Origin of the sequence: Chryseobacterium sp. HMWF035 (genome assembly GCF_003094695.1) — a bacterium.
In the GTDB taxonomy this organism is placed as follows: domain Bacteria; phylum Bacteroidota; class Bacteroidia; order Flavobacteriales; family Weeksellaceae; genus Chryseobacterium; species Chryseobacterium gambrini.
Window position 1 is genome coordinate 1 of the sequence record NZ_QEHP01000143.1, and the last position, 24,927, is coordinate 24,927.

Genomic DNA, 24,927 nt, shown 5'->3' on the forward strand with positions numbered 1-24,927 from the left:
TAATAAATATCCATCAATTGATATACCCTGCCTTTCAGAAAAGGTTTTTGTTGAGAGTAAATTAATAAGGAATCATAATTTTTTATAGTAAAACTATTTTTCTTATTGTACTCCGTTTTTTCATAATATAGTTTAAAAGCAGAATAGTATTTTGACCAAAATGTATTGATAGTATCATTTTTCAATCCTAAGTATTGATCTGAATACTCCGAAAATTGTATAAAATTCATTTCATTGAACTGAAATTGATGCAATATTCTCCTTATGCTTTCCTGTTTAAGACTGGTATTATGATACCGGATTCCTAGTTGATATGTTTTTAAATACCATTTAAACGATTTTTTACTGAATTTATTGGATATTCTTGAATAATAATCCCCCAGATAAACATAGTATATTCCTTTTAAATAATAATCAAATTTTGAAGTGTTTAAAGACAGGATGGCGTTTGAAACCATACCTGTCTTTAAATAATTAATTTCATTTTGAAATAGTGTTTTATAATCTTGCTCCTTTAATTTTTCTGTTTTGCCCAATGCATTCTTCAGCTCATAATTATTGATATCAGTTATTATTGACAAGTAATAGCTGTCATCTGTATTTTGAGCATATAAATCAATTGAAAACAGAAATAAAAAAAAGGCAATATATTTCATATACTTTATTTCGTTCCTCCCTTTCCTGTAATTTTTACATACTCATCATAGGGAACCAATCTTTTTCCTACAGGAGTATCCACTAAACACATCTGTCCCTTGGAAGTACCTGTATCTGTATCAACATCTGCCCCTTCCATAACAAAATGTAATTTTTCTCCTATGCTACCTCGTATTTTTACCGGGCGTGCATAATAATAAACAGGGAGAGGTGTATCTAGAGGTATTTTATCTCCTTTTTTTATTTTTACTTTGAAATTTACGATTGACCCATGATGCTCTTCATCATCATCCGAGTGAAAAATACTTACCGGAGGATTTTTAGCCACATCGTCAGTATCTAGCAAGATCCATTGCTCAGAGTTTTTTAAGTATCCATGTACAACTGTAAGCTCAAAACCATTAAGGGTAATTGTTCCATCAGGATCAATTTTTGAATCCAAAATCCTGATAAGGACTACAAAATTCATATCACTCCCTAATCGGACATGACATATTTGAAATCGTTCATACTCATCATAAATAAGCGTAAAAGGGGCCATATTATCAACATCTTTAATGTTGTGTGGATAATCAAATCTTGACATAATTATTTGGGGTTTATTAAGTTATTAATTTTTATTTTATGTATCGTTTTTAAAACTTCGTTACCAATTAATATTTTATATTTTTCATTAGCGAGTTCTGTTTGTCCTTTATGAGGATTTTCGATCACTTCTTTCCAGACAGATTGTGATATTTTAAGATTTGTATTAATCGGAGTTTTAAAAAAAGGATTAGCTAAGATAATATCATTAGTGAAGGCCATTTGAGGATCTTGAGTGTATCCTTCATGCTTTAAACTATCAACTGTTAAATCAAAAATTTCATTATAGTTTTTATCAGAGTTTTCGGTAAGTGCCTTTAGTAAAAAGGTAGAGAAAATTGCTTGTTTATTCTTATTATGATTTTCCATATAAGCAACTTGTATTTGAGTAGCAGAGGAAAAAGCAATTTCATTATTTTCAGGAAAATGATTTAAAGTTTGAAGCTTATTCTCAACCACTCCATTATAACAGGCATCTATCAAAATAAAAACTGGTGCTTTTCTTTTGTTTAGAGTAAGCAGTATTCGTATCTCATCATCAGTAATAGAATTTCCGTTGCATACTAATATCTCATCCAGTCCATCATCTTCATCCAATGAAATTTTATAATTTTTATATTCATCTTTTATTTGATTTCCATGCCCTATATAAATAAATACTGCAAAATCATCTTTTTTTAAGTTTGAGAATAGACTGGTAAGTGCAGGCAATATATTTTCACGGCTTGCAGTTTGATCCGTTAAAATCTCTCTTTGTTCAAAACCTTCTTTATCTAAAAAAGATTTCCAGTCCAGGGCACTTTTTTGAGCTCCAGGAAGAGAAGGATACTCTCCATAGATGTCAGTATTTGCGCCAACTATTACATATTTTTTTGCCATAACAATTGTGTTTTCAAGAATTATTTTTTATTCAAAATCTATTTCGTTCAATAAAGTGTAGGTAAATTTATTCCCAAAGGCAGCTCTTGCATTCTTACATTTCAGCATAAACTCCTGAAAATGTCGGACGTCAGCGAAAACCTGACATCCTGCAGAAAATTGAGTATTATCAGAATTCCAGTCCCCATTTAAAGATCCTTTATGAATATTGATTCCGAACATTCCTGTTTCAATTCTGATAGAATCAATATCTAAATTTCCATTTCTATCATTATCTCTATATACTTTTACATTTCCCAGCCTTTGACATAGCGCATCATACTGACCTTTATGTTTATCTATGCTGTAGGTTGTCAAATATTGCCCTTCTACCAAAATTGCAGTCCCATTGTTGTTTACAGGTTCTCTCAAATAATGAATACTTGGATCTGTGGTTATCGGGTAATAGTTTATATACCAGTGTTCCATAAAGTTATGAAAAATTATGAGTGTATCATCAAATTTTTTAGGCTGTAGAGATTTGTTTCTTATTCCTATTATATTAATGTTCCAATCTACTGTCGGAGTGTTATAAACCCTATATCCTTTGGCGTTCATAACAGACAAAATTTTGTCCATGGTTGGTGTGATTACAGTTGTTTAATTTTATATTATTTAACAAGGTTGCAGGTCGGTTTCAAATACCCAGTTGGTTTCATTTTGTAATTTATAGAGCCATTCTTTAATGAAATCATGATATATTTTTGTCTCAATTTCATAGTTTCTATTTTTATAAACTACACAGTCACCTTCATTAAATCTAGAAGTATTTTCCTCAATCATTTTGGTGTTTATGGCATTTTGAAAATCTTCTACACCCACGTGAAATTCACCGGGAATATTGTTTACATTTAAAGCCAGTATGGTGGGCTTTTCTATAGTATCATTGAAGATTTCCTTAATAGACACCATTGAATTTTTTTTAAGGATAATATTATACCCTTTAAGGTCAAAATTTTCATTCAATTTGTAGGAATCTTTTGTTTTCATTGTAGTTAAGTTTTAAGGTTATTTATTAATTTCCGTTTTTATTGCTGTCCAATACTCATTAATTCTTTCTATGGAGTTTTTTAAGTCATCTCCTGTTTTAGATTTAGAATCAATTTCTTCATTTTCAATAAATGTTATTAATAGCTTTTTAAAATTTTTTAATTTCTTTTCATTAATATTGTAATCGTTGCTTGTATCAGGCAAATTGTTTATTACTTCTATTTGTTCGGGAGTAGGATCAGTCGCGTTATTATTTGAAGCGAATTTTGGTGCGCCATATATTGTTGATATCATATTTATGGCTTGTGACATTACATTAAATGTAGCATTTATAGCATCATCAGAGTCTAATCGTACGCCTTTTATGGTAAAATTATTGTTATAATCCCCGCTTTTTGTTTCTTCATCAGGCGGATTTGTCTTTAATATAACAGCTATATCTGAATTTCCGAAAATATTTCTGGAATAAGTTTTATTAAAAGTGCTTTCCCATATATTAATATTACTGTCTTTTGCAATAAATGAAGTCATTGGATCACCCAGTAAATGAAATCTTAATCTTTTACTTTTACTGGTTATACTTTCCTCTGTTTCATTTATCATTTTATAAAACATTGTTTTCTTGATTTCTGTTTTTATTAACTCGCTTAGGTTAGAGCCTTCCACAGGATGATAATTGGCCAGATCTTTTTTTATCAGCTCTATCTTATCTCTGATTTCTTCAACAGTATAGGAGGATGATAATAACTCTTTTCGTTGATATTCAGATTTTAATTTATCATTTAAGTCCGCTATTTCTTTATAAGTTTCATTGTATTTAGCGTTGAATACATTTTCGACTTTCATTCTGTAATTGTTTATCGTTTCATTGGAAAGGGTTATTCCGTTTTTTTGCAGATAAAAATTTCCTATATCATTGATTAATTTATCTTTATTATTAATAAACCCATCAATATTATTAATAGTATTTTTTAGGTCCGGGTTGAACTCCTTTATAGCAGCCTCTTTTACTTTTTCCCTGTCTGCAACTTCCACTTTTACACTCATCGTTGAAATACAGCTGCTGAAAAGGATACCGATTACAAATAGTTTTATTATTGTTTTCATGATTTTATTCTTTTTTTAGTAATGAAAGCAGGTTTTCAATTACTTTTTTTTGGTCTTTCTCACTTTTCTCATCAATCTTTTTTAAATAAGAATCAACAGTCACCGTTAGGATGGTTTTTTGTAGATTCAGGTCTTTATTCAAATAAGAAATTTGCTGATTTTGCCCATACTTGTCTTTCTGTAAAATAAAACCAATAGAATTTAGTACGGTCTGGTTTTTAGACAACATTCCCAAATTATTGGAAATAGCTTTTGAGTTAGATGATAATAATAGCACCAATTCGTTTCCAGATTCTATGCTGTCGGCTTTGTTGAAGTTTAAAAATTTCGCATTTTCAGGTTGCTTTATTTCATTAAAATATAAATTAATTGCATTTTTATCAAAATAGCCGGACATATATCTTGAGCTTGAAAGAAAAGTATGCCCGTAAACATTTACTTTGTAATAATTAGGAATCTGATTTGATTTATTGCCATCTTTGAAATAATGTACTTCGTTAAATGTTGAACAGCTTATCATAATGAGTGTCATTATTATAAAAGTGATAATTTTTGCTTTCATTGTATTTAGTTTTTTAAGATTAATACCTACATAATGTATAGACGTTCTATACTTTGTTTTTTCAATCTATACCTTCACAAAATCGTTTTTAGATGCGCTGTATTTAAAACCAAATTTTCCCTGAGCTGTAAGTTTATTTATTGTATTTCTTACTGTGGTTATCCTGCTTTGATAATTGGCCGAACCTATTGTGCAGAGATTCTGATATGCTTTTTCATAATCTCCGTTGGTATTCAGCGCATTGGCTATTCTGTCATTGGTTCCTCTTCCCTGGTGTCGTATGTCACAGATCATCAGGCAAACTTTAGCAGGCGCATTATCCAGTCCGAAACGCCTGTGATAAGCTTTCATATTTTCTTTGTAAAGATTTATTGCGTTTTCTACCTGTATTTTTCTGTGTTCGGGATCGTTCATAGACCAATGAACAAAACGTGCTGCACATATCAGTTCCTGATTTTCTATTTCATCCAGTGAAGGGTTCAGATAATCCATCAAAGCCTTGGTAGAAGTGTCATTTTCAAGTTGAGATAATGTTCCGTTGCCTGATTTGTAAAAAATCCTGTCATTTTGTAAAACCAATTTTGGAAAATAATCTTTCCCGTTGGGAAGCTTTAAAAGTTCTTTAAAAAATTGTACAAAATCACCGTTGGGAACGTGAGCTGCATACTGCATAAAACTAAAGGTGAATCTTGCCCTGTCATAGGTGTTGAGACACTTAAAAGACCCACCGCTTTCTGCGATTGCAGTAGGATAGATAAAATTTGCCCAAAATCCGTACTTGGTTTCATAGTCTGTTGGTAAATATACCTGTCCTGCAGTAACCGATGTATTGAACAATCCAAAATTATCTTCGTACTTGGTTTTATAACCAATAACAAATTTTGGTTCTGAAGAATTGTTCTTTTGAGCGCTGTAAGCGGTTCTTCCTGAAGAGAGAACACTGCTTGTAATCGTAAAGTCTATTGCCATGGTATTCATTTTTTACATTAAAATCCCTACTCTGTTGAGGCTTTTCGGGTTCCGCCTTATTTCCTTAATAACAATAATACAAAGGCACACAATATTTCCCGCCACAATAAGTATATCCGGGTTTACAGGGAGGGTTAGAGCCTGACCCTTCTATTCTTTTTAACTCTTTTCTACTTAGCACACGGACTTTTGTTGTGTTTAACTTGTTTTTTAACAAATTTTTTTAAGTGTTTTATTTTCTCCTACTCTGTTTAGGTTTTTCGGATTCCACCTGCGTTATTTTGAAGAGTGTTCACTATAAATTTTGTAGTTCATGATCTACAGATCTTTTAATGTATCGGAGGTTAGTTTATGGGTTCAGCGGGAGGATTGACCGGAGGAACCGGTGCAACAGGAGGAACTTCCGGACTGACTGGCGGATTTACAGCTTGAGCCGGAAGTTGGACTTTTTCATCTGTATCTTTTTTTATGTATGAATTGAATAGGCCTTCGATAAAATCTGCTCCTGAATATCCAGCCCCTATGATCGCGAAGGCGAGTTCTTTCGTATATACGAATTTTTCATCTATACCTTTTACAATAAGGGCTAATACTCCCGCTGTAAATCCCACGAACATACTTAGCCATATCCTGCTTGCATGAAATTTCTCTATGCTTTCTCCAGGTTTCTTTTGACTGTTTTCCTCATTCAATTTTTTGAGTCCTACGATCATTCGGACTCCTTGACCGACAATTCCTAATAAACCTCCTAAAAGGATCATTGATACTGCTTTTTCTGTTTCCATAATTTCTTATTTAATGGGTTATTTGTAATTATTTTAAAATCTGTTCTGCTTCTTCTGTTAAAGCCACCGCTTTCTCTCCTTCACCAGATACTACTTCTCTGACAAGATTATTTTCCTTTAAGATTTCAATCTTTTTCTCAATTTCTCTATTATCAAGATTTACTTCGTTTTTTATGATATCCAGTGGTTTGAATTTGTTTTGTTCATTTTTAATAGAACTGATAATTTCCACAAAGTCAGGATTTTTGAACTTCTCCATACTTTGGTTATCAATTGAACCTTTTTCATTACTGATTGGAGTAATTGCAGTAATATTATTGTCAAGTCTTTTGTGTGTTTCTTTCAGAGATTCATTATAAGATTTCAGTTCTCTTATTTCTTCTTTCAGGTTTTGTAAAACTCTTCCTGAGATCGTATTGAGAAAATTGAGTGAAGAAAATGCTGCAATCATACAGAACCCGGAAAAGATCAGGTAATTAACAAGATGAAGATTTTCTTTATCATAGATATTTTTCAAGATGTCACTCGATACAAGGTTTAGAAAAAGAGGAACTGTTGACGCTGCTATGATTCCTAAAAAAATATTCTTTATCAAAAGAATCCAATTGCAGCCTACCCCTCTTAATGAGTTCCCAATTCCTCCTGTAAGTCCACAAATCAAAATGATTAGGATAATCTTAATACTTGGATCATAGGCAATGTAAAGACTTGTTTTCACGACTTTGCAATTTTAAATTATTGGACAAATTTTACTATTAATCAGTGATTTAGCAAAAAAATGTCGCGAAATGCATGAAAAATAACGTGAGTGGAAAGTGCGAATACAGATAAAATTATTTTGAGAGTTTTAAGAGTTCTCTTTTAGTAAAGCTTTATGTTTAAATTACATAAACAGTGTAAATTTTTCACTCAAAAATCGGTGATAAATTACCTGAAAATTGAGGTGTCGCTTGAAAATGAGATATGATCAGATATTAATAGGATATTAAAGTATGAATCCGCCTCACAATCAATGTATGAGACGGACTCTTAATAAGTAATAATTGTAAAATTAGTGTTCCGTTAAACGAAATACAATCCCCAAAAATTTACTTTTTTATAAATATCGTTTTAGGATCTTTTAAATAATCAACAATAAATTTCCTCTGATCTTTTACGTAATTTTTATGAAAAATGTAGTGTAAATTTTGAGCAACGATATCCGCCATGATGAGCCTTTTCTCAAAAAACCACTCAATCGGTAACATAGAGCATTGGATTTCTGCTGTAATTGTTTCTCCTGCTAATGTGAAGCCACTTCCAAAAATTATGTGTGTATGATCATGCCATGCTCTGTAAAAATGATTGATCCTTTCAGATCCAAATATGGTATTCTCGCTAGAGCCTGTCCAAATTTTTATCTTCCCTGTAGCCTTAAAATGTTCAATATAACGTTGCAATGTTCCCTTAATGTCATTTGAATCAAAGTCATCGGTATCGGTAAACACAAAAATATCTTTATGCTGTTCATACCAATTTTCTATCCAACGATTCAGACGTTCACTAAAAGGAACTGAATTTTCGAGCCTTGAAAAATTGGCGATCAGCTCCTCTCTTTTCACTTTGTAGTTAAGATAAAAATCATAACTGTCATTTAAAGAGTGTAAAAACTCTTGTTGAAAATTTTTTTTCATAATTTAAAATTGTTTTTTGAAATTTTTATTCTCATTCGATGTATAGAAACACGGGAAAAGCAGAAGCAGAATGAGAAATTGTTATAGAATTTTTGTTTAATGAATAACCGGCACAATTGCCGAAGGATTATAAACAGGAGCCTTAGTCAAAAGACTCCTTGTTGTTTATAATGTAACGTTCAATTGAAGAGCGAGAGTATAAAATCTTGCGTCCGCTAAGCTTATAGAACGTGATATACGAGTGATCCCGATACTTTTGGAGGGTGGTTTTAGAAGAAATTCCAAGCAGTTTCATTGTCTCTTTTTCGCTAATAAAATCCGAATTAGCCTGCTTTAAATCCTCCTGCTTTAATCTTTCGTAAACCTGTTTTACTATATTGTAGAATGTGACAGAATCCATCTTCAGGTAAACCAGATCATCGGGATCAAAAAAATCATTTGTTTTCATACGATGTGTTTTTATGGTGTTTTATCGTATTAAGACGGTCTTTCCCACTTGATCTGCCCTGTAAACCCCATACGTGTAAAGATCTGCTGCCAGTAAAATGGAATGATATCCACGTTTTCAGAATAAGTCTTCTGAGGAATAATAACGGTAATGGACTTAATCGTGGAAAAATTTGCGGGTAATTTTCCATATTTATTTTCCAGTTTGGCTAAATCCTCTTCCGCCATTTTTTGTGCCACATTTCTGGAATTCATTGAGCTCCCCAATAATATACGGTAATTAGAATCTTCCAGCATATCGGAACAGATATACAAATGAATGTTTCTATACCCTGCAACCTGCTTCTGAATTAGTGGAATAATATCCAGAATACAGGTGCGGTTCGACTTTTTACCGGATGGATCAGCGAAGAATTTTTTGTAAAAATTTTGTTCCATTTTTGTCATTTCACGTTTCTCTGCACCCTGACGCTCAAACTCCTTTACCGTTTCACTTTCTCCAGAATTTTCCGTTTCCCCTGTTTTAGGATCTTCATACACAAAAAGAGTATGATTGGCAGGTGCACCGCTAAAATTGTCCACCTGCATCAGTACAATATCTGTTTCAGGCTTAAACTGAGTATAAAAAAGCTTCTTGAGATACATTTTCAAGAGATGGTCTTGTTCCCCTCCTGTTTTAATACTTCCGCTCTGGTCTTTCACAAAAATAAAAGCATCATGCGGTGTGGAAGTTTCATCATTGGAAGTATTGTTTCCGTTGGTGTGTTCTGTAACTGTATCCTGAATAGACTGCGACTGCTTTTTTACAAAGTCGCAAGAGATTAGGATTGAGGTTAATGCTAAAGTAAAGGCTAAAGGAAGTGTCTTTACCAGTCTGATCATTTTTCTTGTTTTTGTCATAATATTATTTTTGTTTTTAATGGTTGTAATTGGTTGACCTTGTAATTGTAATGGGGTCATCAACATGTTTTTTACTGATGTTGTCATTGTTGTTATACTTTTACTAATTACTGAAATTGGGTTTCTGCTGATTACAGGATATGTTGTAATCATCTCCGGATCATTTGCCGGTAATTTCTCATTACAGATTTTAGCAGGGAGCAGTATGCTCCATTTGTTGTTGCTTTTTGTCTTTTTCATTATTTCATGTTTTACTACTTTTACTACTTGGTGCTTTTAACATAAGATTTGCCATTTCTTACAGCATTATATTTTTTGTCATCCGGCTCCAACGGAAGCACTCCTGTCTGTTTTGCTGCTGTTTTGTCTATTAACTTTTTTTTTGATTTTGCTGCTGCTTTTTCAATTTGTTTATGTTCAGTTTCAGATAATTCGGCTTCTTTGTTTTCGGTTTCGGGTTCTTGTTTTTTGGTTTCGGATGGTTGCGCTTCGTTGCCGGTAGAGATTGTACCCGTGTTCGCTGCCACATCGAATACCGTAAAATCTTCGGAAAATTTCTCACGTACCCTTCTAAGGTATTCCAACTCGCCAAGCAGTCTGAAGATGTTGTAGATTTTCTTCTGGAAGGTTTTCAAACCGGTTTTCTGCGAATTGAAGCGGCCTTCCAGCTGGTGTATTTTTGACGACAGCTTCTCGACTCTGTTCTTGAGGTACAGGACTGTGGAGAACATCCATGCAAAAGCAAAAAGACTGGAAGAAAACAGGACAACAACGGCTGAAAACAGTGAGATTGTAATAATTTTAAGGACTGTTCCAGATTCCATTTCCTCCAGTCTTTTTTTGCATAGATTTATTTTTTCGGCATTATCGTGGATAATTTGCTTACTCTCATCATCTAACGGAGTTTCTGAAATTGCCGCTTCTTCTTTTATCTGCCGGTTACTGCGTTGGAGCATGATCATCTTTTGGGTGAGAATATCACGTTCACTCACCTGATAATACAGAGCACCAAGTGACACACAGAGGGATATTCCCATGACTGCCAGAAACAATGCAAACTTATTCACGATGATATTTCGCAATTGTAATATTTTGTTCTGGCGTTTTACAAACTCCAGTAATGTTCCGAACAGCAGAATCGAAAATACCTTGGAGAGCAGTACAATCGTAAACCCTAAGAAGAACTGCTTAAATCCCGATTCTATGTGAAATACTCCTGAAAGGAGTTTAGAGAACGTAATAAATTCCGGAATGATGGCTCCTGTAATAACAGCATACATCAGGATTAATTTTTGCTTCGTAACGGATAACAGTATGTTATGTCCGGGTTTAGGAATATCGGTTACATCAATTGCTCTATATGGGAGTTCTATTTTCTCAATTTTATAATTCTCTTCAGCTTTTTTAAGGTTAAGATCGGCGTAATGTACTCCATAACTCACCTGTGATTCATAATGCTGAGCCTCTTTCACATAGGACTTGGGAGCAGATCCTAGCTTTGTAAATTCTACCTTTTGTTCCGGAAATTCTCCGTTAGTTCCTGATTCATTCTGTGCTGCCAAATCTTGTTTTTGTGCCTGTTCTGATGTCTGCACCAAAGATTGCAGATCATTTAGCTTCAGCGGCCTCTCTGCTTCCGGGTTAATGTAGTGGTAGAGCTTATGCTGGTATTGCTGCAGCACATATGAATTTTCCAGAAACTCGGCTTTAATGGTGTACAAGTCGTTGACAAAAAAGTGAGTGGAACTCTGATAAAATTCATGAACCGTATCTTGGCCGAAAATATTAATACTGAATATCCAACGGTTGGTATAGAGCTTTCGGGCATCGGTAACTTCGTTCTTAATTCGTTTCTCCAGCTCCAATTCTGTTGTGGATTTCGCAGGGTGGGAACTTGTGGCTGTTTTAAATAAATTTTTTAATGACATAATTGTATGTTTTTTACTATTTGGGTTAATGGTTTACTGATATATTTTCTGTTTTTGGATGGTCCCTGAATAGCTTCATTGAACCTTCGGGGTCTTTTGTATTTTGTCTATGTATTTTTCTCTTTGTTCTTTGCTATTTGCTACAATGTATCCAGCAATCTTTCAAGATGAGTAATTTCTTCGTAGAGTTTTTCTATGCGGGATTTCCTGTCCGGAGACTCTATTTCTTCACTTTTAGGATCTGCGAACGGATCATCGTTTTTTTTAGCAGGAGTTTCCACCACTTCATAGATCGTGGCGAGCTCCATCTTTTTGATATATATTTTATCGATAATATCATTTCTGAAATCCCGGATCGCCAAAAATTCTTCGGTGTGTTCCTTCCGGGAGAGTAAAAGGTGTGATACAGGCGGTATCATCGATATTGCTCCTGCCACCAACATCAGATACAGTTTGAAATTCTGCAGGGATTGGTTTTGCTCTACGCCTAACATGTTTTCCACTTTGATCATTTGTGAGAAGAGCGATAACGAAGACCCTGTAACGGCTTTGGACTGTAGAATTTCGGGTTGTAGATACCAGAACGAAAATGGTTCAGGAAAGATGAAAACTAACATTCCGTAGAACAGCAGAAAGCCTATCCATACAGGAACCGCCTGCCTTAGTCCATCGGAAGAGTTTTGGAACATAAAACGGTTAAACAATAGGATCAGCATTCCTGCTGCAATGGAAACAGCGCAGGAAACGGTTAAATAGCGGATGTGCAGGTGGATGTAGCAGGCAATGGATACGGCAAACAGTAACGAAGTAAACAGCGATGCCAGTCCAAGAGCCTGAACTCCTGAAGTGTAGGATTTGGAAGCGGTTGCCGGAATATATTCTCTACCGGAGAGATAGTTCCAGATATTGATGTTGTCATGTTGTGGGTGCATAATATAATGGTATATAAGATTGTACATTGAATGGATAAAAGAAAGGCCCGTTAATTCCCCTTTTAAAAGGCCGTAGAAAAAATCCCGATCAGCATAAGAACAGAGGAATGCGCAGAAAACCGAGATGGATTTTTTTTTGTAATGAAAGCTCTCCCAATAGGGCTTAATTGAGAGAGCATTAGCCAGCTTACTCGTAAGAAGAATAGAGAATTAGACGAGCGCAAGAAATACAGAGTTAATTCATAACCCAGACTGGCTGAATTTTATTCAAAACTGATTAGATGAAATTGGTCGTTAAAATAAACCCCTAAAGTTTCTTGATTACAGAGAATTTGAATTTGTTTTAATACTTCAAATAGTTGAAATATTTTCGAATGTAGATTTTGCTGATCTAAAATTTCAACTTTGAAAATTTTGGAACTTTCTTCAATATTTTGATAAAGTCCAGTCACATCGTAAATACTGGCTCCTCCAAAATTAATTTTTAGAAAGTAGATTAGTACACGATAGCTATCGTTATATACTTGTTGCTCCAGCAAATTACCAAAACGGTCTTTGTTGGGTAAAGCGATCGTAAATGTCCCTATTGATGAAGCAATGATTTTTCCGTGTATTAAACTTAGTAAATAAGAATACGAAGAAGGTTTAACCGGAAATATTAGTTTTAAAAGTAGGTTTAGATAAAAAATAAATTTTGGTCTCATAACATTGATAATTATGAGCAAATTTACTGACATCATCTACATGAAACAATTCAATTTATTGATTTTCAGAAAGTTATGTAATCTTACAAAAGACATTACAAATGACCTTGCGAGTGATGTTTTGTGTAACCTTACAAGGTAGAAAGATTAATATGGAAGCTCTTCTTGCAGGATCATGTCATAGACAATGCTGTCGACAAATGTTCTAAAAGAATTATCAAAAGAATATTTATTACTTTTTGACTTAGTTACAGTGATTCTACGCTTGGCATATGTTATTAAAGGCATTAATCCATTTTTGTATTCTAAAATCATACGCTTTGTTAGCAGAGCCTTCTCAGTAACTTTATCTTTATCATTTAATTTGAAAAAACCGGAATGTCTTGATCTGATTTTTCCTATCAGGTCTTTATTTTTTTCTTTTATGAAATAACTTACGTCAATTCTCTTTACAGTATCAGCATCAATTTTTTTAAATTCAATTTTATTATTTTGTATATCCAGTATTAACTGATAGTCTTTCATGATCATATCAGAAACTTTGGAATCAATCTTATCCAAACTGATATGATTACTTTCAATATAGTCAATACTGATTCCTAAAATATCATTTTTACATAAAGGAAACATCTCGAGTTCAATAATGCGGTTCATAATGAAAAGTCTGTTTAACCTTTTTTGGTATGTTTTTTCTTTAGAAACATCATCTTTATCTGCATTAAAATAAAACTCTTTTGATATTTTTTCAAATTCCTGCTTTGATTCATCATATCGTTTATGAACATCATCCCTTAATTCAAGTTTACTTTGAATTTTATGATTACTCTCAAGATAGTTGATGCTTTCTTCAATATTGGCTGAGAAATCATTCTTCGTTATAAAATCATCAAACCCGGATCGGCTAAATGCCTCTACAGCATAATTAATATTTGAATATGCAGTTAACATAACCATCGGAACATATCTGAATTCATCAATGTTCATTACTTTCTTTCCAAAGTCCGCACCACTGATTCCGGACATTTCCTGATCCACGAATACCAGGTCGGGCTTATTATTTTTAATAAATGCAATAGCCTCCGCTGCCTGATCTTTATCCGTAAACGCATTGACTTCAAACTTCATTGCCTGTAAATAACCAACTTGAGATTCTAAAAAAACAGTATTATCATCTATCAGTACTATGCTTTTAATTTTCTTTTCCATGGTTGTTAACTTTTAAAGTAGTTGTAAAGGTTTTATCATTCACAAAGGTTTTATCTGAATCAACGGTTAGAATATCTTTTACAGTTTCCAGTGACTGAACAATAATGCTCAGCCCCCCTTTTTCTTTGATAGGAACCTCTCGTTTTCCTTTAAGATATTCACACGCAATATAAGCTTTATCAAGTAAGTCACTTCGAACCTCATTGCTGAATTCAATATAACAGTTGTTTAATTCCTGATACATTTTGACCTTTAGTAAAGAATTTTCTTCCTTTTTGGTATATGCATTGTGGAATAAGTTCCATACTATCATAAACACAACAGGCATTTCCTGATGTATTGGGGGTAACCGTGCAGAGTCAATACGAATATCGAATTCCATTTCAGTTCCCGTTGAAAGATAGCATTCTTCAAGATAACGCAGATGGTTGTCAATCGTTTTCCCGTACAGAAAATGGTTATCAGAACGTTCATCGAACATGGATCGAAAACAGATGTCAAAAATTTTAAAAGTGCCCATAGCATTTGCTATATTATTTTCCAATTGCAAATCATTAAGGTGTCTCGCTCTAATATGGGCGGTCTTTAAAAATGTTTCTGACGGACCTAAAATATTAAAGATCGTATGGCGCTGGGCTTCGACATTCTGTTTGAATTTATGAAGGAAATATTTTTCCTCCAAAGCTTCACTTAATTTCGAAGAAATATCCTTTGCTATAAAAAGAAATAAGTAGTTATTAAGAATTGATATAATTCTTTTACACTTGGCATCAGGAATTTCTATATCCAAAACTAAAAAGCAGGATACATTGACTTCGATACCCTTAACTGAAAAAGGCTTATTAATCCAAAAGGATACTTTTCCAAATTGCTTGGACAATAAAAATTCATTCCATATTTTAAATGCTTCATCTGCTTTTATTGGTCGGAAATTGTCAGCCCGTGGTTTTTTTATTTCGGAAATTTTACTCTTTTCCAGATAGAGGGTTTTTCTTAAATTTTTATTATTGAGAAAATGAAAGGCACTGAAATCTTCATTACAATGCAACAAGGATGGGTGAGATTCCAGAAATTCTTCCAGATATAAAGGATATTCATTGACTGATAAACTCTCGTTCATTCCGGTATTTAAGTCCTTTCCATAAAAATTAAAAGCAGTATCTAAAGCGAGTATATTATACTTGTCGGGATCAATGACCATATTAATGATTTCCAAAATATTATTTTCATTAATAACAAAGTCTTTAACTGTATTTTCATGATAAGAACGGAAATCATTTTGATTGAAATCAAAAACACTATCCTCATTAAAATATTCGATGGAAAGTTGAAAATCATCCAGTTTTTGCTTCCAGCTATTATGTACCCACAGTTTCAAATGTGACAGGGAAGAGTATTTGATTGTTTCTGCAGCCTGTAATATTTCATGAAGTGTGCCACTGGAGCCGGGGAACGCAATGATATGGTCGCTTAATTCGATCAATGTCTGCACACGTTCTCCTAAATTTTCACAAACAATGGTTTTATCTAAAAATGAGTTAGGTATTTCTTTATAAGGCTCATACAAAATACCATACACCACAAGAAAAAGATCAGGATACTTTCTTTCCTTTTTTTCTTTGGCAATTCTGCTTATAAGCTCCATAAATCCTGCATATCCTCCAGTAATAATACGCACTGTTTTGAAACGGGAAAAGATCTGGTCCAAAACTTTTCCTACCAATTCTTCATGCTCTGCTGCCAAAAGATCACTGCTGCTGCCAAAAAATGAAAATGAATGTATCATAATAGATATACCGTTATAGTTTTCTAAACATAAAGAATTCGTACATAGGCTGGGAAATATCCCGATTTTTCATATTGATATCTTCCTTGTATTCTTCTAATATAAATCCTCTTTTTTTCGCTTCTGTAAAATAATCTTCGAATGAATATAAAATTCTGTAATAATCGGATGAAGATTCTTCTGATTCAATTTGAATTTTTTTAGAGATACAAAGGGGATTTTTTGCGTCTCGATATTTGTTGAAAATGTATTCATTCTTTTTGTCATGTCCCAAAATCCGCAACAGCTCAACAAAAGGATTAAGTCCGATAATAAGTAAAAGTCCGTTTTTTTTTGTTACCATACTTAAATTTTCAAAAACATTTTCCAAATAGGGCATTTCAAGAAGGCTCATACAGCATATGACAATATTGGAAGCATAAGTTTGCAATTTCTCAGATTTGTGGTTTAATTCTATATCCAATTCAAAAAAATGATTGGATTCCTTATGGTTCAGGGAAGAGACAAAAGATACACAATTATCAATTCCCATATATTCCACAGATTCCGGAACAATTTCAGTAAGCCATCCACTTCCACAACCTACATCTAAAAGTAAACCGGCCTCTTTTTCCGTATTAACTATTTCGGCTAATTTTTTCTCAAGAAAGCTCCTGAACTCGTGATTAAAATCTGTTTTTAGGATAAACGAAGAATTGGTCTCCCAAGAGACCATATTTTTGCGTTTGAAATCCTCTTTATCGGTAAGCTCAAAAATCATTTTTCCCTGTAGTAATGATTAATAAATTGCATATCCACCATTTTTTTGAGATCAAAAGTTTTAATCACTCCCAATTCTTTTAAGGTTTGTGCCATTTTCTGCCATTCCTGATCATCTGCAATCAGTACGCGGTGATCTTTGCCTTGAAAATAATACAGTCCTTTTTTTAACGAAGCCAGTTCTCGTTCTTCTTTTATATTGGAGTCATATGCTTTAAGATAATGTATGGCTTTGGCAGGATCTTTAATAGCTTTTCCCCATCCTTCAGCCATAGCGTTGACGAAAGACTGAACCAACTGCGGTTTTTCCTGTATTAATTTTCTTCGGGTAAAATAAACCGTTCCTAAGAAGTGAATATCATAATCAGAAGGTTTAATGATGTTGTATTGTATATTTTTTTCATCTAAAGAAACAGGCTCATCATATATAAATCCGGGTCTCACATCATAATTTCCCGTGATAAAGGTCGCCAAATCAAAAGGGATTTCTACTTCCTGAATTCTTGAACGGTTTAATTTGAGCTTGCTGACCAAAGCTTTGTAAATATATTCGGTGTTGGTACCGGTCAGTATTCCAATTTTTTTTCCTTCAAAATCTTGAGGAGAAACAATATTGGATTCTTTTTTCGTGATAAAGCAAGTTGGGGAAACAGGATTGATAACCCCAATGACAACCAAATCCGCTCCTTGTTCATTAGCAGTTATAATGCGGTCTGCACTCACCACTCCAAAATCATCTTCTCCACTCAAAACGAGCTTGATTGGATCTATATTGTCAGAACCGGCATTAAGCTTTATTTCGAGCCCGTTCTTTTTTGCGGTTTCATTGATGGCCATTACTTCCCCTGCATAGCCTGAAAAAGGGAACCATTCCTGTCTTACACTTACTTTTGTGAGCTGATTTTGGCTTTGTTCTTTTTTCTTATCACAGCCTGCCAATACCAATAAGATGATGAGAGCGATGATTTTTGTAGTCTTGTTCCTGATTATTTTAGATACCATTTTCCTATTTTTTTTTCGATTAATACTATTGTTATGTAAAAGACCCCTCCTAAAAAGGATGATAAAAATAAACTGACCATCATAAGTTCCGGTTCAAGCCTCTTGGCTGCCAGAAACAAGTTTTTTCCCAGACCGAACTCTGTTCCGTTGAATTCCCCTACGATAGCTCCGATGACGGAAAGTGTAGAAGCAATCTTCAAGCCTGAAAAGAGTTGAGACAGAGCCAGCGGAAAATACATGTAGCGAATTTTCTGCCATGTAGAAGCATTATTAATGAACATCAGCTCTTCTATATTTTGGGGAATTAATTTGATTCCGTTGGAAAAATTAACAAATATGGGAAAGTAGCACATCAGACAGGCCATCATGATTTTGGATTCTACCCCAAGTCCGAATAGGATAATAAAAAGGGGAGCCAATGTAATGAGCGGAATGATCTGGCTGACTACCATTACCGGCAGCACATAATTCATCAGGGATGGAAAGTACAGGCAGATAATCATCGTTATAAAACTGAAGACCATTGCAATCAAAAATCCCAAAAACGCTTCCAGAAAGGTAAAATAAGCTGCCTGAAGCAGATCGGTGGTGTTTTGTTCAAAAAAACGGATAACACAGGAAGGTGAGCTAATCAGAAGGCGCACTTTATCAGAACCCTGAGAAGCATACTCCCAACCCGCCAAAAGTAGAATGAGCAATAAAAAATAGATAATGGTTTGCCGTTTTTTCATCTTTAATCTTCAATAATCAGTTTTTTTATTTTCTTGTATTCCCTTTCCAGTCCAAAAACATCTTCATCCCCAAACACCCTGGGCAAGGGATATTCAATTAGGATATCTTCTGCAATTCTGCCATCCTTACTCATTACAAGAATTTTGTTTGAAAGCAGAAGAGCTTCCTGAATATCATGGGTAACAATAATCACTCTGGCACTCACTTCACCTCTCAACGTTTCCAGTTCTTTATATAAAATAGATTTCCATTTCACGTCCAATGCACCAAACGGTTCATCCAATAAAATAAGCTGTGGTCTGGTAACAAAAGTTCTTGCCAGTGCCACTCTTGTTTTCATTCCTCCTGAAAGCTGTGAGGGCAGGTAATTTTTATAGGCCGTCAGACCAACTTTCTCTATAAGATGATCTACCCACTCTTTATCGGATTTTTTTCTTAAAGTAAGGGGAAGATTGATATTATCCCATACATTCCTGTTTGGAAACAGAGCCGGATCCTGGAACATAAAGCCGGTTGTCCCTTTTTTTACGTTTTCTTCAGGACAAAGCCCGTCAATGAGTATTCTGCCTTGATAAAAAAGATTTTTATCCGAGGGTAGGTTTCCCGAAATCAGGCGTAAAAGCGTAGATTTCCCACAACCCGAAGCACCAACCACTGCAAGATAATACTGTCCATTCATTGTGAATGATACATTATTAATGATAGGATGGCTTTTATCATATCCGAATTGTACATTTTCTACCTTCATACCAGTTTAAAACTTTGTTAGGAAACAAAGGTAAATAATTTGTAATTTGGTTGTAATCTGTAAGGTAAATTTATGTAACCTTACATAATAACTTACCAACGGAAACTATTTTAAACAGGTGCCGTATTTATAATTTGAACCATTTTCATTAAGCAAAAAACTCCCTGTAAACAGTGGAGTTCTAAACTTTAAGGTTTAAGCAGACAGTGTTCATAAAGCCATTCTTCAATCTCCGAAACGCACATTCCCAAACGTCTTTTTTCTCTGTAAGTTTTAACCATTATCTCCAGGACGCTATCAAATTTTGATCGGTCAAAGAGGATTTGTTCTTCTTTTTTTTCGATGGATTGGGCAACTCTTTCAAAATGTTCTACTTTCCATACGATGGCATATTTTTTAAGATCATTCTGTTGCTCGATAATCTCTTCCGGAGTACATCTGAGCAAAATAGGATGATCTTTAGGAAAATCTACGAAAGATTCTTTGCTTAAAAATTTTCCTTCTCCGGAATTGACTTTTTGTCTGGCTTCTTCTAAAGATTCAGCTTCAATAGTTCCCCATCGGAACTGGATAATACGGAACTCTTGTTTCATTTTGTTTGTTTTTTATATTTCATTTTGTGTTTATTTTATTGATTATCGTTAAAAAAACAACAGATTTTTAATGTGGAAAATCTGAAGAAAAGGTTGTAAGGAATAGCCTGACAGGTATTTTAAGTCTAAAAATTTTGCATGTAATTACGTTTTTATGCTTGATATTTTAGAATGTTTTGTATACATTGTCATTAGTTAAAAACAGACATATTTCACACAATCTTTCGATCCCTTAGCTTCTATTACTAAACACCATAAAAATGAATACCCCAGACACTTTATTCCCCTCCTCTGAATTTGAGAAGTCCGATCTGGAACTAAGCCTTGAAAACGCCTCTGCGATTAAAGGGCTTGAACTCCATTATGATTTTATTACGCCCGAAGAAGAAGCTAAACTTCTCAAACACATCGATGAGCAGACGTGGCTCGAAGAGCTTTCCAGAAGAGTCCAGCATTACGGCTATAAATACGACTACAAGCACAGAAGCATTAACAGAGATTTCTACATCGGGCAGGTTCCCGAATATATGCAGTTCTTATTAAATCGTTTAGAGGAAAAAGGGTTAGTTTCTGAAAGATGCGATCAGGCCATTGTAAACGAGTATATAAACAATCAGGGAATCTCTGCCCATATTGACTGCGAACCCTGCTTTGGCGATATCATTATTTCGATCTCACTTTCGGGAAGTTGTGTGATGAATTTTCAAAAAGATAAAAATGCAACAACGGAAGAAAAAATTCCGTTGCTCATTCCTCCAAGAAGCTTAGTGGTCATGAAAGATGAAGCCAGATATAATTGGCTGCATTCTATCCCCAACAGGAAAAAAGATATATTTAACGGAAACACCTATCCAAGAGGAAGAAGGGTTTCTGTTACCTTTAGAAAAGTCGTTTTAGAAAACGGAAAATAAGAAGAATTAATTAAAAATGCCAAATATTTTTCGGTAGAGAATAAAGGATTACGATGTTTTCTCTATTTCAGTAATTTGAGACCGGATATCATCGTTAATAAAAGAAATCCTTTGTTTTCGCAGGATAACGGATTATTTTACACTGTACCAAAAAAAACAGTTACATTTTTCATACAGAACTGTAATCTTAAAATACAGATGCCATAATTGATATATATTTTATTTATGCAGCTTTGAACAGGTTTGGTCTCCTGTCAGGGCGGAAGCAGAAGAGAAAAACTCTTCTGTTTTTTTATTGCTAAAATCCGGAAGAACTTTATGTCACAAAAAACTCCCGAAAATTACGGGAGTTAATGATTATGTCTATAGACCGGTTTTCTTTACGCTGCCGTAATTTGTACAGGTACAAATCTGCCGTTTTCCATAAGATATTACACTCCGATTAGAACAAACTTGCTTCTGTTCCATCGTAAAACTGCCAGTCGAAGAACTTCTCGGTTTCCAGTTCATCCAGTGATTTAAATAAAAAATGTTTTTTTGTTTCCGAAAACTGGTAATCCTGGGAGATCTTCTCCATTACTTTTAATTGTACTTTTTTGTGTTTGAAAACACACAAAACACGGCTTCCGTGCTTGAGTCCAAACTGTTTCGACGGCCTTCCTTTCTCCAGAACCTGCTGATGCCGGGTAATACTTTTCATAATCCTTGCTGTGTTGTTATCCATATACACTTCAAGAGCATACAGCTCATCTCTTCGGGGACCTTCCAGCATGAACAGGGCATCGGCAATCAGATATTCATGATCTTCTGTCACAATAGCCGAAGCAGCGCGGTACCCTTTCTCCTTTCCCGTAGAGACCTTATCAAAATAGGTGGTGAAAAAAGAAACTCCCAAATCGTTTTTTCCGGCAAATATCCTGAGCTCAATCTCAAAATTAACGACCCCGAGCCTGTGGAAGTAATCAAATCCGTACATCGGCGAGTTTCCTTTGGGATACCTAACTGTAAAGCGCCCTCCATAATATTCTTTCAGAAGTTCTGCCCCGAAGCTTGTCAAATGATGGATATGCTCAAGCTTTCCTTCTGTCGGATGAACGGCAAAAGATAAGCTCTGCACCAAAGGTTTAGGCATCTGCCTGAGACAGGCTAGCGCCCTGTTCAAATTCCTTCTGTCCTTCATTACCTTCAGACGTATAAGCTGCGAGGTGGTCAGATACTTAAAAATAGAGAGATTAACCAAAATTTTCTCCATGGACGGAGTTAATGTTTCTTTTGTTTTCATTTTTTGTTTTTGTTTAGGAAATAGATTTTAGATGGGAGACACGAGACACAAGATTGGAGATATCTAATGTTTGAAATGTATATTAGACAAAATTGAATTTTGTATCTCAGGTCTCACGTCTCTTCGTCTTGTATCCGGCATCTTGAATCTTGCGTCTCGTATCTATCATTACAGTTTGTATTTTGCAGGACGCCCCTTCTTGGGAGGTTCATTTTGTGTTGTTTTGGTTTGGGAATCGGCAGAATTTTCAATATGGACATTTTCAGATGAAGTTTCTGTCTCTTTTTGAATGGTGTTTTGCTGATGCTTCCTGTTTTCTGCACGGGATTCTGAAGCAGGATCATATACCGGGCGGTAGATTCCGCTTTGATCCAGCAGATACTGTTGTAAGGATTTAATCTCATTACTCAACAAAAAATAACGCTTCGGATTTTTCAGTAAAAAGTCGGGAGAGTTTATTTTAATGGCAGCATGGTGATCAATCTTCAGGTAAAACTCATAAGGCCTGAGTTCCTGCAGCTGAGGATAGGTTAATCCAAAATCCCCCGCCTGTGCCTTAAGCGCCGGCATTCCGTTGATTCCCAAAAGCTTTACAGCACTGTTGTTGAGCACCATGTCTCTTAAGGAATTTGAAAACTGGGTAACTGACTGGGTGGCCAAAGTGATGAATAAGCGGTATTTCCTGCTTTCACTTAAAATCGTTTCAAATATTTCGGTGGCAAAGTTGTGGGCTTCGTCCACCATCAGATAAGAGGCTTTTCTCTTGTTTTCAGGAAGATATGCTCTCTGTAAGGTTACACTGAGCAGGGTTGCCATGATCAGCTTTCCGAGTGCCTTACTGCTCTGCTCCCCGATTTTCCCCTTACTTAAGTTGATAAGGATTACTTTTCCTTCATCCAGTGCCTGCTGCCAATCGATGGTCGGTTTGCCGTTGAGCATCTGGTAAAAGACGTAATGATTGAGCAGGCTTTGCAGTCTTGCATAAATACTAAGCTTGGTGAGGGCAAATTTTTTGTTTGAAAATGCCGATTCGAAAAACGTGCGGTAGGTATGGTGGGTCGTCTGTTTTCCCAGTATAACGAGCTCATCGTTACGCTCATCATCAAAGAAATCCAACAGGTCCGATAATCCGAATTGACCATTGGTCAGCAGTACATAGATACACGGTTTTAAGAGGACTTCCATCTGCAGGCTGAGTCCTGTTTCCCCCATAAGTTCAATAAATGCTTTACAGAACTGCTGGCACATCAGATCCGCCATCACGGGATCGGTAACGGTATGGTAGAACGGATTAATGCAGGGAACTTTCTCTCTGCTCAGGCTCGGATCCATATAGATCAGGCGTTCCGGCTTCTGTAGATTCATACGCAGGGAAAGCAGTGATTCGCTCACATCGCCGTGGACATCGAGAAAGACCAGTGAAGTCTGCTGCTTTTCGTGGGTATGCTGTTGGATCTGCATAAACAGAGCTTTCATCAGTTCGGTTTTCCCCGATCCGGATTTCCCGCTGATAAAAGTATGCCTCTCCATATCATTTAACTTCAGCGGAACCGGACGCGGGGTAAAGAAAAAGTCTTTGGTGTGCGGAAGAAAAATCTTAAAAAGTTCAAGATAATTGTTTTCATGATAATTGGACTGATAAAGTAAAGGGGAATATCTGCTCTTTTTGAGCAGATCGAAATACAGTCTGGCAAAAGAAGATCTTTTTGCAGGATTTGTTTTGGGTGCTGCACCGGTGGAATAGAATTGGGAATCGGAGGAAGATTCCACCAGTAATGTATATTCTGCCAACGAAAGAAACCGTGTTTTAAGCACGGAGATAAATTCCGGAGAACCGGAAGAAATCTTTTCCAGCCGCGCATCGGTTTTGCGGATATGCTTTATCAAAAGAGATTCCCTGATTTCGGGAAGCTCCCCTAAAAAGTAAGTTCCTGATTCAATGACATTAAAGTCTGTAATATTCCATAAACCGGCATTTTGGTTCCAGTGCAACAGGTCTTCTGTGTTCATCATTTTGGATTTTGGTTTTTATTAGTATGGGGTGTATACTGTATCGTGTTTTCTATCTGATTAGCCTGATATCTGAATTCTTCGGATGTATTATATCAGACACCTCGTGTTCCGAACCTTATACGCTCAGGCTGCCGGTGCTGCATCAGTATGCCGTATTTGCAAAACCATTTCGACAGTCCGGTGGCATGGTTCAATCGTTATGTCGGGACACTGATGAACGGTAGCATGAGTACGGCTGCAGGTACAGCTTCACTGCCTTTACAGTAAAGAAATACAGTATGGACTGTTTTTGACAGGATCTGATACCGGCAGCACAGCGACACATATGGATTCGGGTAGTCAATGCAAGTCCATCTTTCAAAATGTATCAATGTACCCATATAACAATAAAAAAGGCACCATGATTATGATTACATTGTCAGATTAATATATTGTTATACTATTACATGGGTAAATTGTCAGATTGACAAATTGATACATTGTTATATTGTTTGATCGGGATATTAAAAGACAGGCACCTATTTTTTAATTTGTCAAGCAGTCGGAGACCCGGTTTTTTGAATACCCTTATGAGAACCCGTATGGCAACCCCTATCAGAACGTCTTAGCGGACAACGATTTGCTTGTATCCATCAAATAGTACGCCAGATTTTCCCTGATAGAATATCACTAATTTCCGCATTGCTTCACTTCTCTAAAATACCGTACTGCTATTTCCGCTCCGTCAAGTCCAAAATA

Annotated in this window: 26 protein-coding genes; 1 reads left to right on the plus strand and 25 read right to left on the minus strand. The window is 35.1% G+C overall.

Annotated features, from left to right (window positions below):
• The 23 genes from DD829_RS22320 to DD829_RS22430 all read right to left on the minus strand — a co-directional run.
• Window positions 1–656 (minus strand): hypothetical protein (locus DD829_RS22320; RefSeq protein ID WP_133240956.1); only part of this gene is annotated, 656 nt, incomplete at its 3' end.
• Window positions 657–661: 5 nt separating this feature from the next.
• Window positions 662–1,243 carry a hypothetical protein gene (locus DD829_RS22325; protein WP_108411687.1) on the minus strand — a complete coding sequence of 194 codons (582 nt, stop codon included), beginning with the start codon at window positions 1,241–1,243 and terminating at the stop codon, window positions 662–664.
• Between the two features lie 2 nt (window positions 1,244–1,245).
• Window positions 1,246–2,121, minus strand: coding sequence for a caspase family protein (locus DD829_RS22330; protein ID WP_108411688.1), 876 nt, complete (start codon window positions 2,119–2,121; stop codon window positions 1,246–1,248).
• A 27-nt stretch (window positions 2,122–2,148) separates the two neighbouring features.
• A complete protein-coding gene (locus DD829_RS22335) occupies window positions 2,149–2,739 on the minus strand; it encodes a hypothetical protein (RefSeq protein ID WP_123906966.1) in 591 nt (196 codons plus the stop codon).
• 36 nt (window positions 2,740–2,775) lie between these two features.
• Entirely contained in the window at window positions 2,776–3,150 is a 375-nt protein-coding gene (locus DD829_RS22340) for a hypothetical protein (protein ID WP_116548161.1), read from the minus strand.
• An 18-nt stretch (window positions 3,151–3,168) separates the two neighbouring features.
• Complete coding sequence (locus DD829_RS22345; RefSeq protein WP_123906967.1) at window positions 3,169–4,257, minus strand: hypothetical protein; 1,089 nt, start codon at window positions 4,255–4,257, stop codon at window positions 3,169–3,171.
• Between the two features lie 4 nt (window positions 4,258–4,261).
• A complete protein-coding gene (locus tag DD829_RS22350; protein ID WP_123906968.1) occupies window positions 4,262–4,819 on the minus strand; it encodes a hypothetical protein in 558 nt (185 codons plus the stop codon).
• Window positions 4,820–4,885: 66 nt separating this feature from the next.
• Window positions 4,886–5,788 carry a hypothetical protein gene (locus DD829_RS22355; RefSeq protein ID WP_123906969.1) on the minus strand — a complete coding sequence of 301 codons (903 nt, stop codon included), beginning with the start codon at window positions 5,786–5,788 and terminating at the stop codon, window positions 4,886–4,888.
• 344 nt (window positions 5,789–6,132) lie between these two features.
• On the minus strand, window positions 6,133–6,573 hold the full coding sequence (locus tag DD829_RS22360) for a hypothetical protein (RefSeq protein ID WP_108410680.1): 441 nt from the start codon (window positions 6,571–6,573) through the stop codon (window positions 6,133–6,135).
• A 28-nt stretch (window positions 6,574–6,601) separates the two neighbouring features.
• Window positions 6,602–7,291, minus strand: coding sequence for a YEATS-associated helix-containing protein (locus tag DD829_RS22365; RefSeq protein WP_108410681.1), 690 nt, complete (start codon window positions 7,289–7,291; stop codon window positions 6,602–6,604).
• A gap of 370 nt (window positions 7,292–7,661) precedes the next feature.
• Window positions 7,662–8,246 carry a hypothetical protein gene (locus tag DD829_RS22370; RefSeq protein WP_108410682.1) on the minus strand — a complete coding sequence of 195 codons (585 nt, stop codon included), beginning with the start codon at window positions 8,244–8,246 and terminating at the stop codon, window positions 7,662–7,664.
• A 142-nt stretch (window positions 8,247–8,388) separates the two neighbouring features.
• A complete protein-coding gene (locus DD829_RS22375; protein ID WP_108410683.1) occupies window positions 8,389–8,694 on the minus strand; it encodes a helix-turn-helix domain-containing protein in 306 nt (101 codons plus the stop codon).
• 29 nt (window positions 8,695–8,723) lie between these two features.
• Window positions 8,724–9,833 carry a hypothetical protein gene (locus DD829_RS22380; protein WP_108410684.1) on the minus strand — a complete coding sequence of 370 codons (1,110 nt, stop codon included), beginning with the start codon at window positions 9,831–9,833 and terminating at the stop codon, window positions 8,724–8,726.
• 23 nt (window positions 9,834–9,856) lie between these two features.
• A complete protein-coding gene (locus DD829_RS22385) occupies window positions 9,857–11,521 on the minus strand; it encodes a hypothetical protein (protein ID WP_108410685.1) in 1,665 nt (554 codons plus the stop codon).
• A gap of 140 nt (window positions 11,522–11,661) precedes the next feature.
• Window positions 11,662–12,453 (minus strand): hypothetical protein, encoded by a 792-nt coding sequence (locus DD829_RS22390; RefSeq protein WP_108410686.1) that lies wholly within the window; start codon window positions 12,451–12,453, stop codon window positions 11,662–11,664.
• 263 nt (window positions 12,454–12,716) lie between these two features.
• A complete protein-coding gene (locus DD829_RS22395) occupies window positions 12,717–13,157 on the minus strand; it encodes a hypothetical protein (RefSeq protein ID WP_108410687.1) in 441 nt (146 codons plus the stop codon).
• Between the two features lie 147 nt (window positions 13,158–13,304).
• Window positions 13,305–14,363 (minus strand): response regulator, encoded by a 1,059-nt coding sequence (locus DD829_RS22400; RefSeq protein WP_108410688.1) that lies wholly within the window; start codon window positions 14,361–14,363, stop codon window positions 13,305–13,307.
• Window positions 14,347–16,149, minus strand: a complete 1,803-nt coding sequence (locus DD829_RS22405; protein WP_108410689.1) for an LOG family protein — start codon at window positions 16,147–16,149, stop codon at window positions 14,347–14,349. The genes DD829_RS22400 and DD829_RS22405 overlap by 17 nt, the downstream gene beginning before the upstream one ends.
• Before the next feature lie 13 nt (window positions 16,150–16,162).
• Window positions 16,163–16,909, minus strand: a complete 747-nt coding sequence (locus DD829_RS22410; RefSeq protein ID WP_108410690.1) for a methyltransferase domain-containing protein — start codon at window positions 16,907–16,909, stop codon at window positions 16,163–16,165.
• Window positions 16,906–17,910: an ABC transporter substrate-binding protein gene (locus tag DD829_RS22415; protein WP_108410691.1), complete on the minus strand. Its 1,005-nt coding sequence runs from the start codon at window positions 17,908–17,910 to the stop codon at window positions 16,906–16,908. The genes DD829_RS22410 and DD829_RS22415 overlap by 4 nt, the downstream gene beginning before the upstream one ends.
• On the minus strand, window positions 17,895–18,641 hold the full coding sequence (locus tag DD829_RS22420) for an ABC transporter permease (RefSeq protein ID WP_108410692.1): 747 nt from the start codon (window positions 18,639–18,641) through the stop codon (window positions 17,895–17,897). The genes DD829_RS22415 and DD829_RS22420 overlap by 16 nt, the downstream gene beginning before the upstream one ends.
• Before the next feature lie 2 nt (window positions 18,642–18,643).
• Window positions 18,644–19,390 (minus strand): ABC transporter ATP-binding protein, encoded by a 747-nt coding sequence (locus DD829_RS22425; protein ID WP_108410693.1) that lies wholly within the window; start codon window positions 19,388–19,390, stop codon window positions 18,644–18,646.
• Window positions 19,391–19,578: 188 nt separating this feature from the next.
• Window positions 19,579–19,983 carry a hypothetical protein gene (locus tag DD829_RS22430; RefSeq protein WP_108410694.1) on the minus strand — a complete coding sequence of 135 codons (405 nt, stop codon included), beginning with the start codon at window positions 19,981–19,983 and terminating at the stop codon, window positions 19,579–19,581.
• A 260-nt stretch (window positions 19,984–20,243) separates the two neighbouring features.
• Between DD829_RS22430 and DD829_RS22435 the strand changes: the two genes are divergently transcribed.
• The gene (locus tag DD829_RS22435) at window positions 20,244–20,894 is read left to right on the plus strand and encodes an alpha-ketoglutarate-dependent dioxygenase AlkB (protein WP_108410695.1); all 651 of its coding nucleotides are present in this window, start codon (window positions 20,244–20,246) and stop codon (window positions 20,892–20,894) included.
• 442 nt (window positions 20,895–21,336) lie between these two features.
• Here DD829_RS22435 and DD829_RS22440 read toward each other — a convergent pair whose 3' ends face one another.
• Together DD829_RS22440 and DD829_RS22445 are read right to left on the minus strand one after the other, a co-directional pair.
• Window positions 21,337–22,176, minus strand: coding sequence for a replication-relaxation family protein (locus DD829_RS22440; protein ID WP_108410696.1), 840 nt, complete (start codon window positions 22,174–22,176; stop codon window positions 21,337–21,339).
• A gap of 168 nt (window positions 22,177–22,344) precedes the next feature.
• On the minus strand, window positions 22,345–24,189 hold the full coding sequence (locus DD829_RS22445) for a type IV secretory system conjugative DNA transfer family protein (protein WP_108410697.1): 1,845 nt from the start codon (window positions 24,187–24,189) through the stop codon (window positions 22,345–22,347).
• Window positions 24,190–24,927: the final 738 nt, after the last annotated feature.

Bases quoted from the DNA above. Each gene is read 5' to 3' on its own strand.
- DD829_RS22325 (WP_108411687.1), bottom strand. From the start codon at position 1,243: ATGTCAAGATTTGATTATCCACACAACATTAAAGATGTTGATAATATG.
- DD829_RS22330 (WP_108411688.1), bottom strand. From the start codon at position 2,121: ATGGCAAAAAAATATGTAATAGTTGGCGCAAATACTGACATCTATGGA.
- DD829_RS22335 (WP_123906966.1), bottom strand. From the start codon at position 2,739: ATGGACAAAATTTTGTCTGTTATGAACGCCAAAGGATATAGGGTTTAT.
- DD829_RS22340 (WP_116548161.1), bottom strand. From the start codon at position 3,150: ATGAAAACAAAAGATTCCTACAAATTGAATGAAAATTTTGACCTTAAA.
- DD829_RS22345 (WP_123906967.1), bottom strand. From the start codon at position 4,257: ATGAAAACAATAATAAAACTATTTGTAATCGGTATCCTTTTCAGCAGC.
- DD829_RS22350 (WP_123906968.1), bottom strand. From the start codon at position 4,819: ATGAAAGCAAAAATTATCACTTTTATAATAATGACACTCATTATGATA.
- DD829_RS22355 (WP_123906969.1), bottom strand. From the start codon at position 5,788: ATGGCAATAGACTTTACGATTACAAGCAGTGTTCTCTCTTCAGGAAGA.
- DD829_RS22360 (WP_108410680.1), bottom strand. From the start codon at position 6,573: ATGGAAACAGAAAAAGCAGTATCAATGATCCTTTTAGGAGGTTTATTA.
- DD829_RS22370 (WP_108410682.1), bottom strand. From the start codon at position 8,246: ATGAAAAAAAATTTTCAACAAGAGTTTTTACACTCTTTAAATGACAGT.
- DD829_RS22375 (WP_108410683.1), bottom strand. From the start codon at position 8,694: ATGAAAACAAATGATTTTTTTGATCCCGATGATCTGGTTTACCTGAAG.
- DD829_RS22380 (WP_108410684.1), bottom strand. From the start codon at position 9,833: ATGAAAAAGACAAAAAGCAACAACAAATGGAGCATACTGCTCCCTGCT.
- DD829_RS22385 (WP_108410685.1), bottom strand. From the start codon at position 11,521: ATGTCATTAAAAAATTTATTTAAAACAGCCACAAGTTCCCACCCTGCG.
- DD829_RS22390 (WP_108410686.1), bottom strand. From the start codon at position 12,453: ATGCACCCACAACATGACAACATCAATATCTGGAACTATCTCTCCGGT.
- DD829_RS22395 (WP_108410687.1), bottom strand. From the start codon at position 13,157: ATGAGACCAAAATTTATTTTTTATCTAAACCTACTTTTAAAACTAATA.
- DD829_RS22400 (WP_108410688.1), bottom strand. From the start codon at position 14,363: ATGGAAAAGAAAATTAAAAGCATAGTACTGATAGATGATAATACTGTT.
- DD829_RS22405 (WP_108410689.1), bottom strand. From the start codon at position 16,149: ATGATACATTCATTTTCATTTTTTGGCAGCAGCAGTGATCTTTTGGCA.
- DD829_RS22410 (WP_108410690.1), bottom strand. From the start codon at position 16,909: ATGATTTTTGAGCTTACCGATAAAGAGGATTTCAAACGCAAAAATATG.
- DD829_RS22415 (WP_108410691.1), bottom strand. From the start codon at position 17,910: ATGGTATCTAAAATAATCAGGAACAAGACTACAAAAATCATCGCTCTC.
- DD829_RS22420 (WP_108410692.1), bottom strand. From the start codon at position 18,641: ATGAAAAAACGGCAAACCATTATCTATTTTTTATTGCTCATTCTACTT.
- DD829_RS22425 (WP_108410693.1), bottom strand. From the start codon at position 19,390: ATGAAGGTAGAAAATGTACAATTCGGATATGATAAAAGCCATCCTATC.
- DD829_RS22430 (WP_108410694.1), bottom strand. From the start codon at position 19,983: ATGAAACAAGAGTTCCGTATTATCCAGTTCCGATGGGGAACTATTGAA.
- DD829_RS22435 (WP_108410695.1), top strand. From the start codon at position 20,244: ATGAATACCCCAGACACTTTATTCCCCTCCTCTGAATTTGAGAAGTCC.
- DD829_RS22440 (WP_108410696.1), bottom strand. From the start codon at position 22,176: ATGAAAACAAAAGAAACATTAACTCCGTCCATGGAGAAAATTTTGGTT.
- DD829_RS22445 (WP_108410697.1), bottom strand. From the start codon at position 24,189: ATGATGAACACAGAAGACCTGTTGCACTGGAACCAAAATGCCGGTTTA.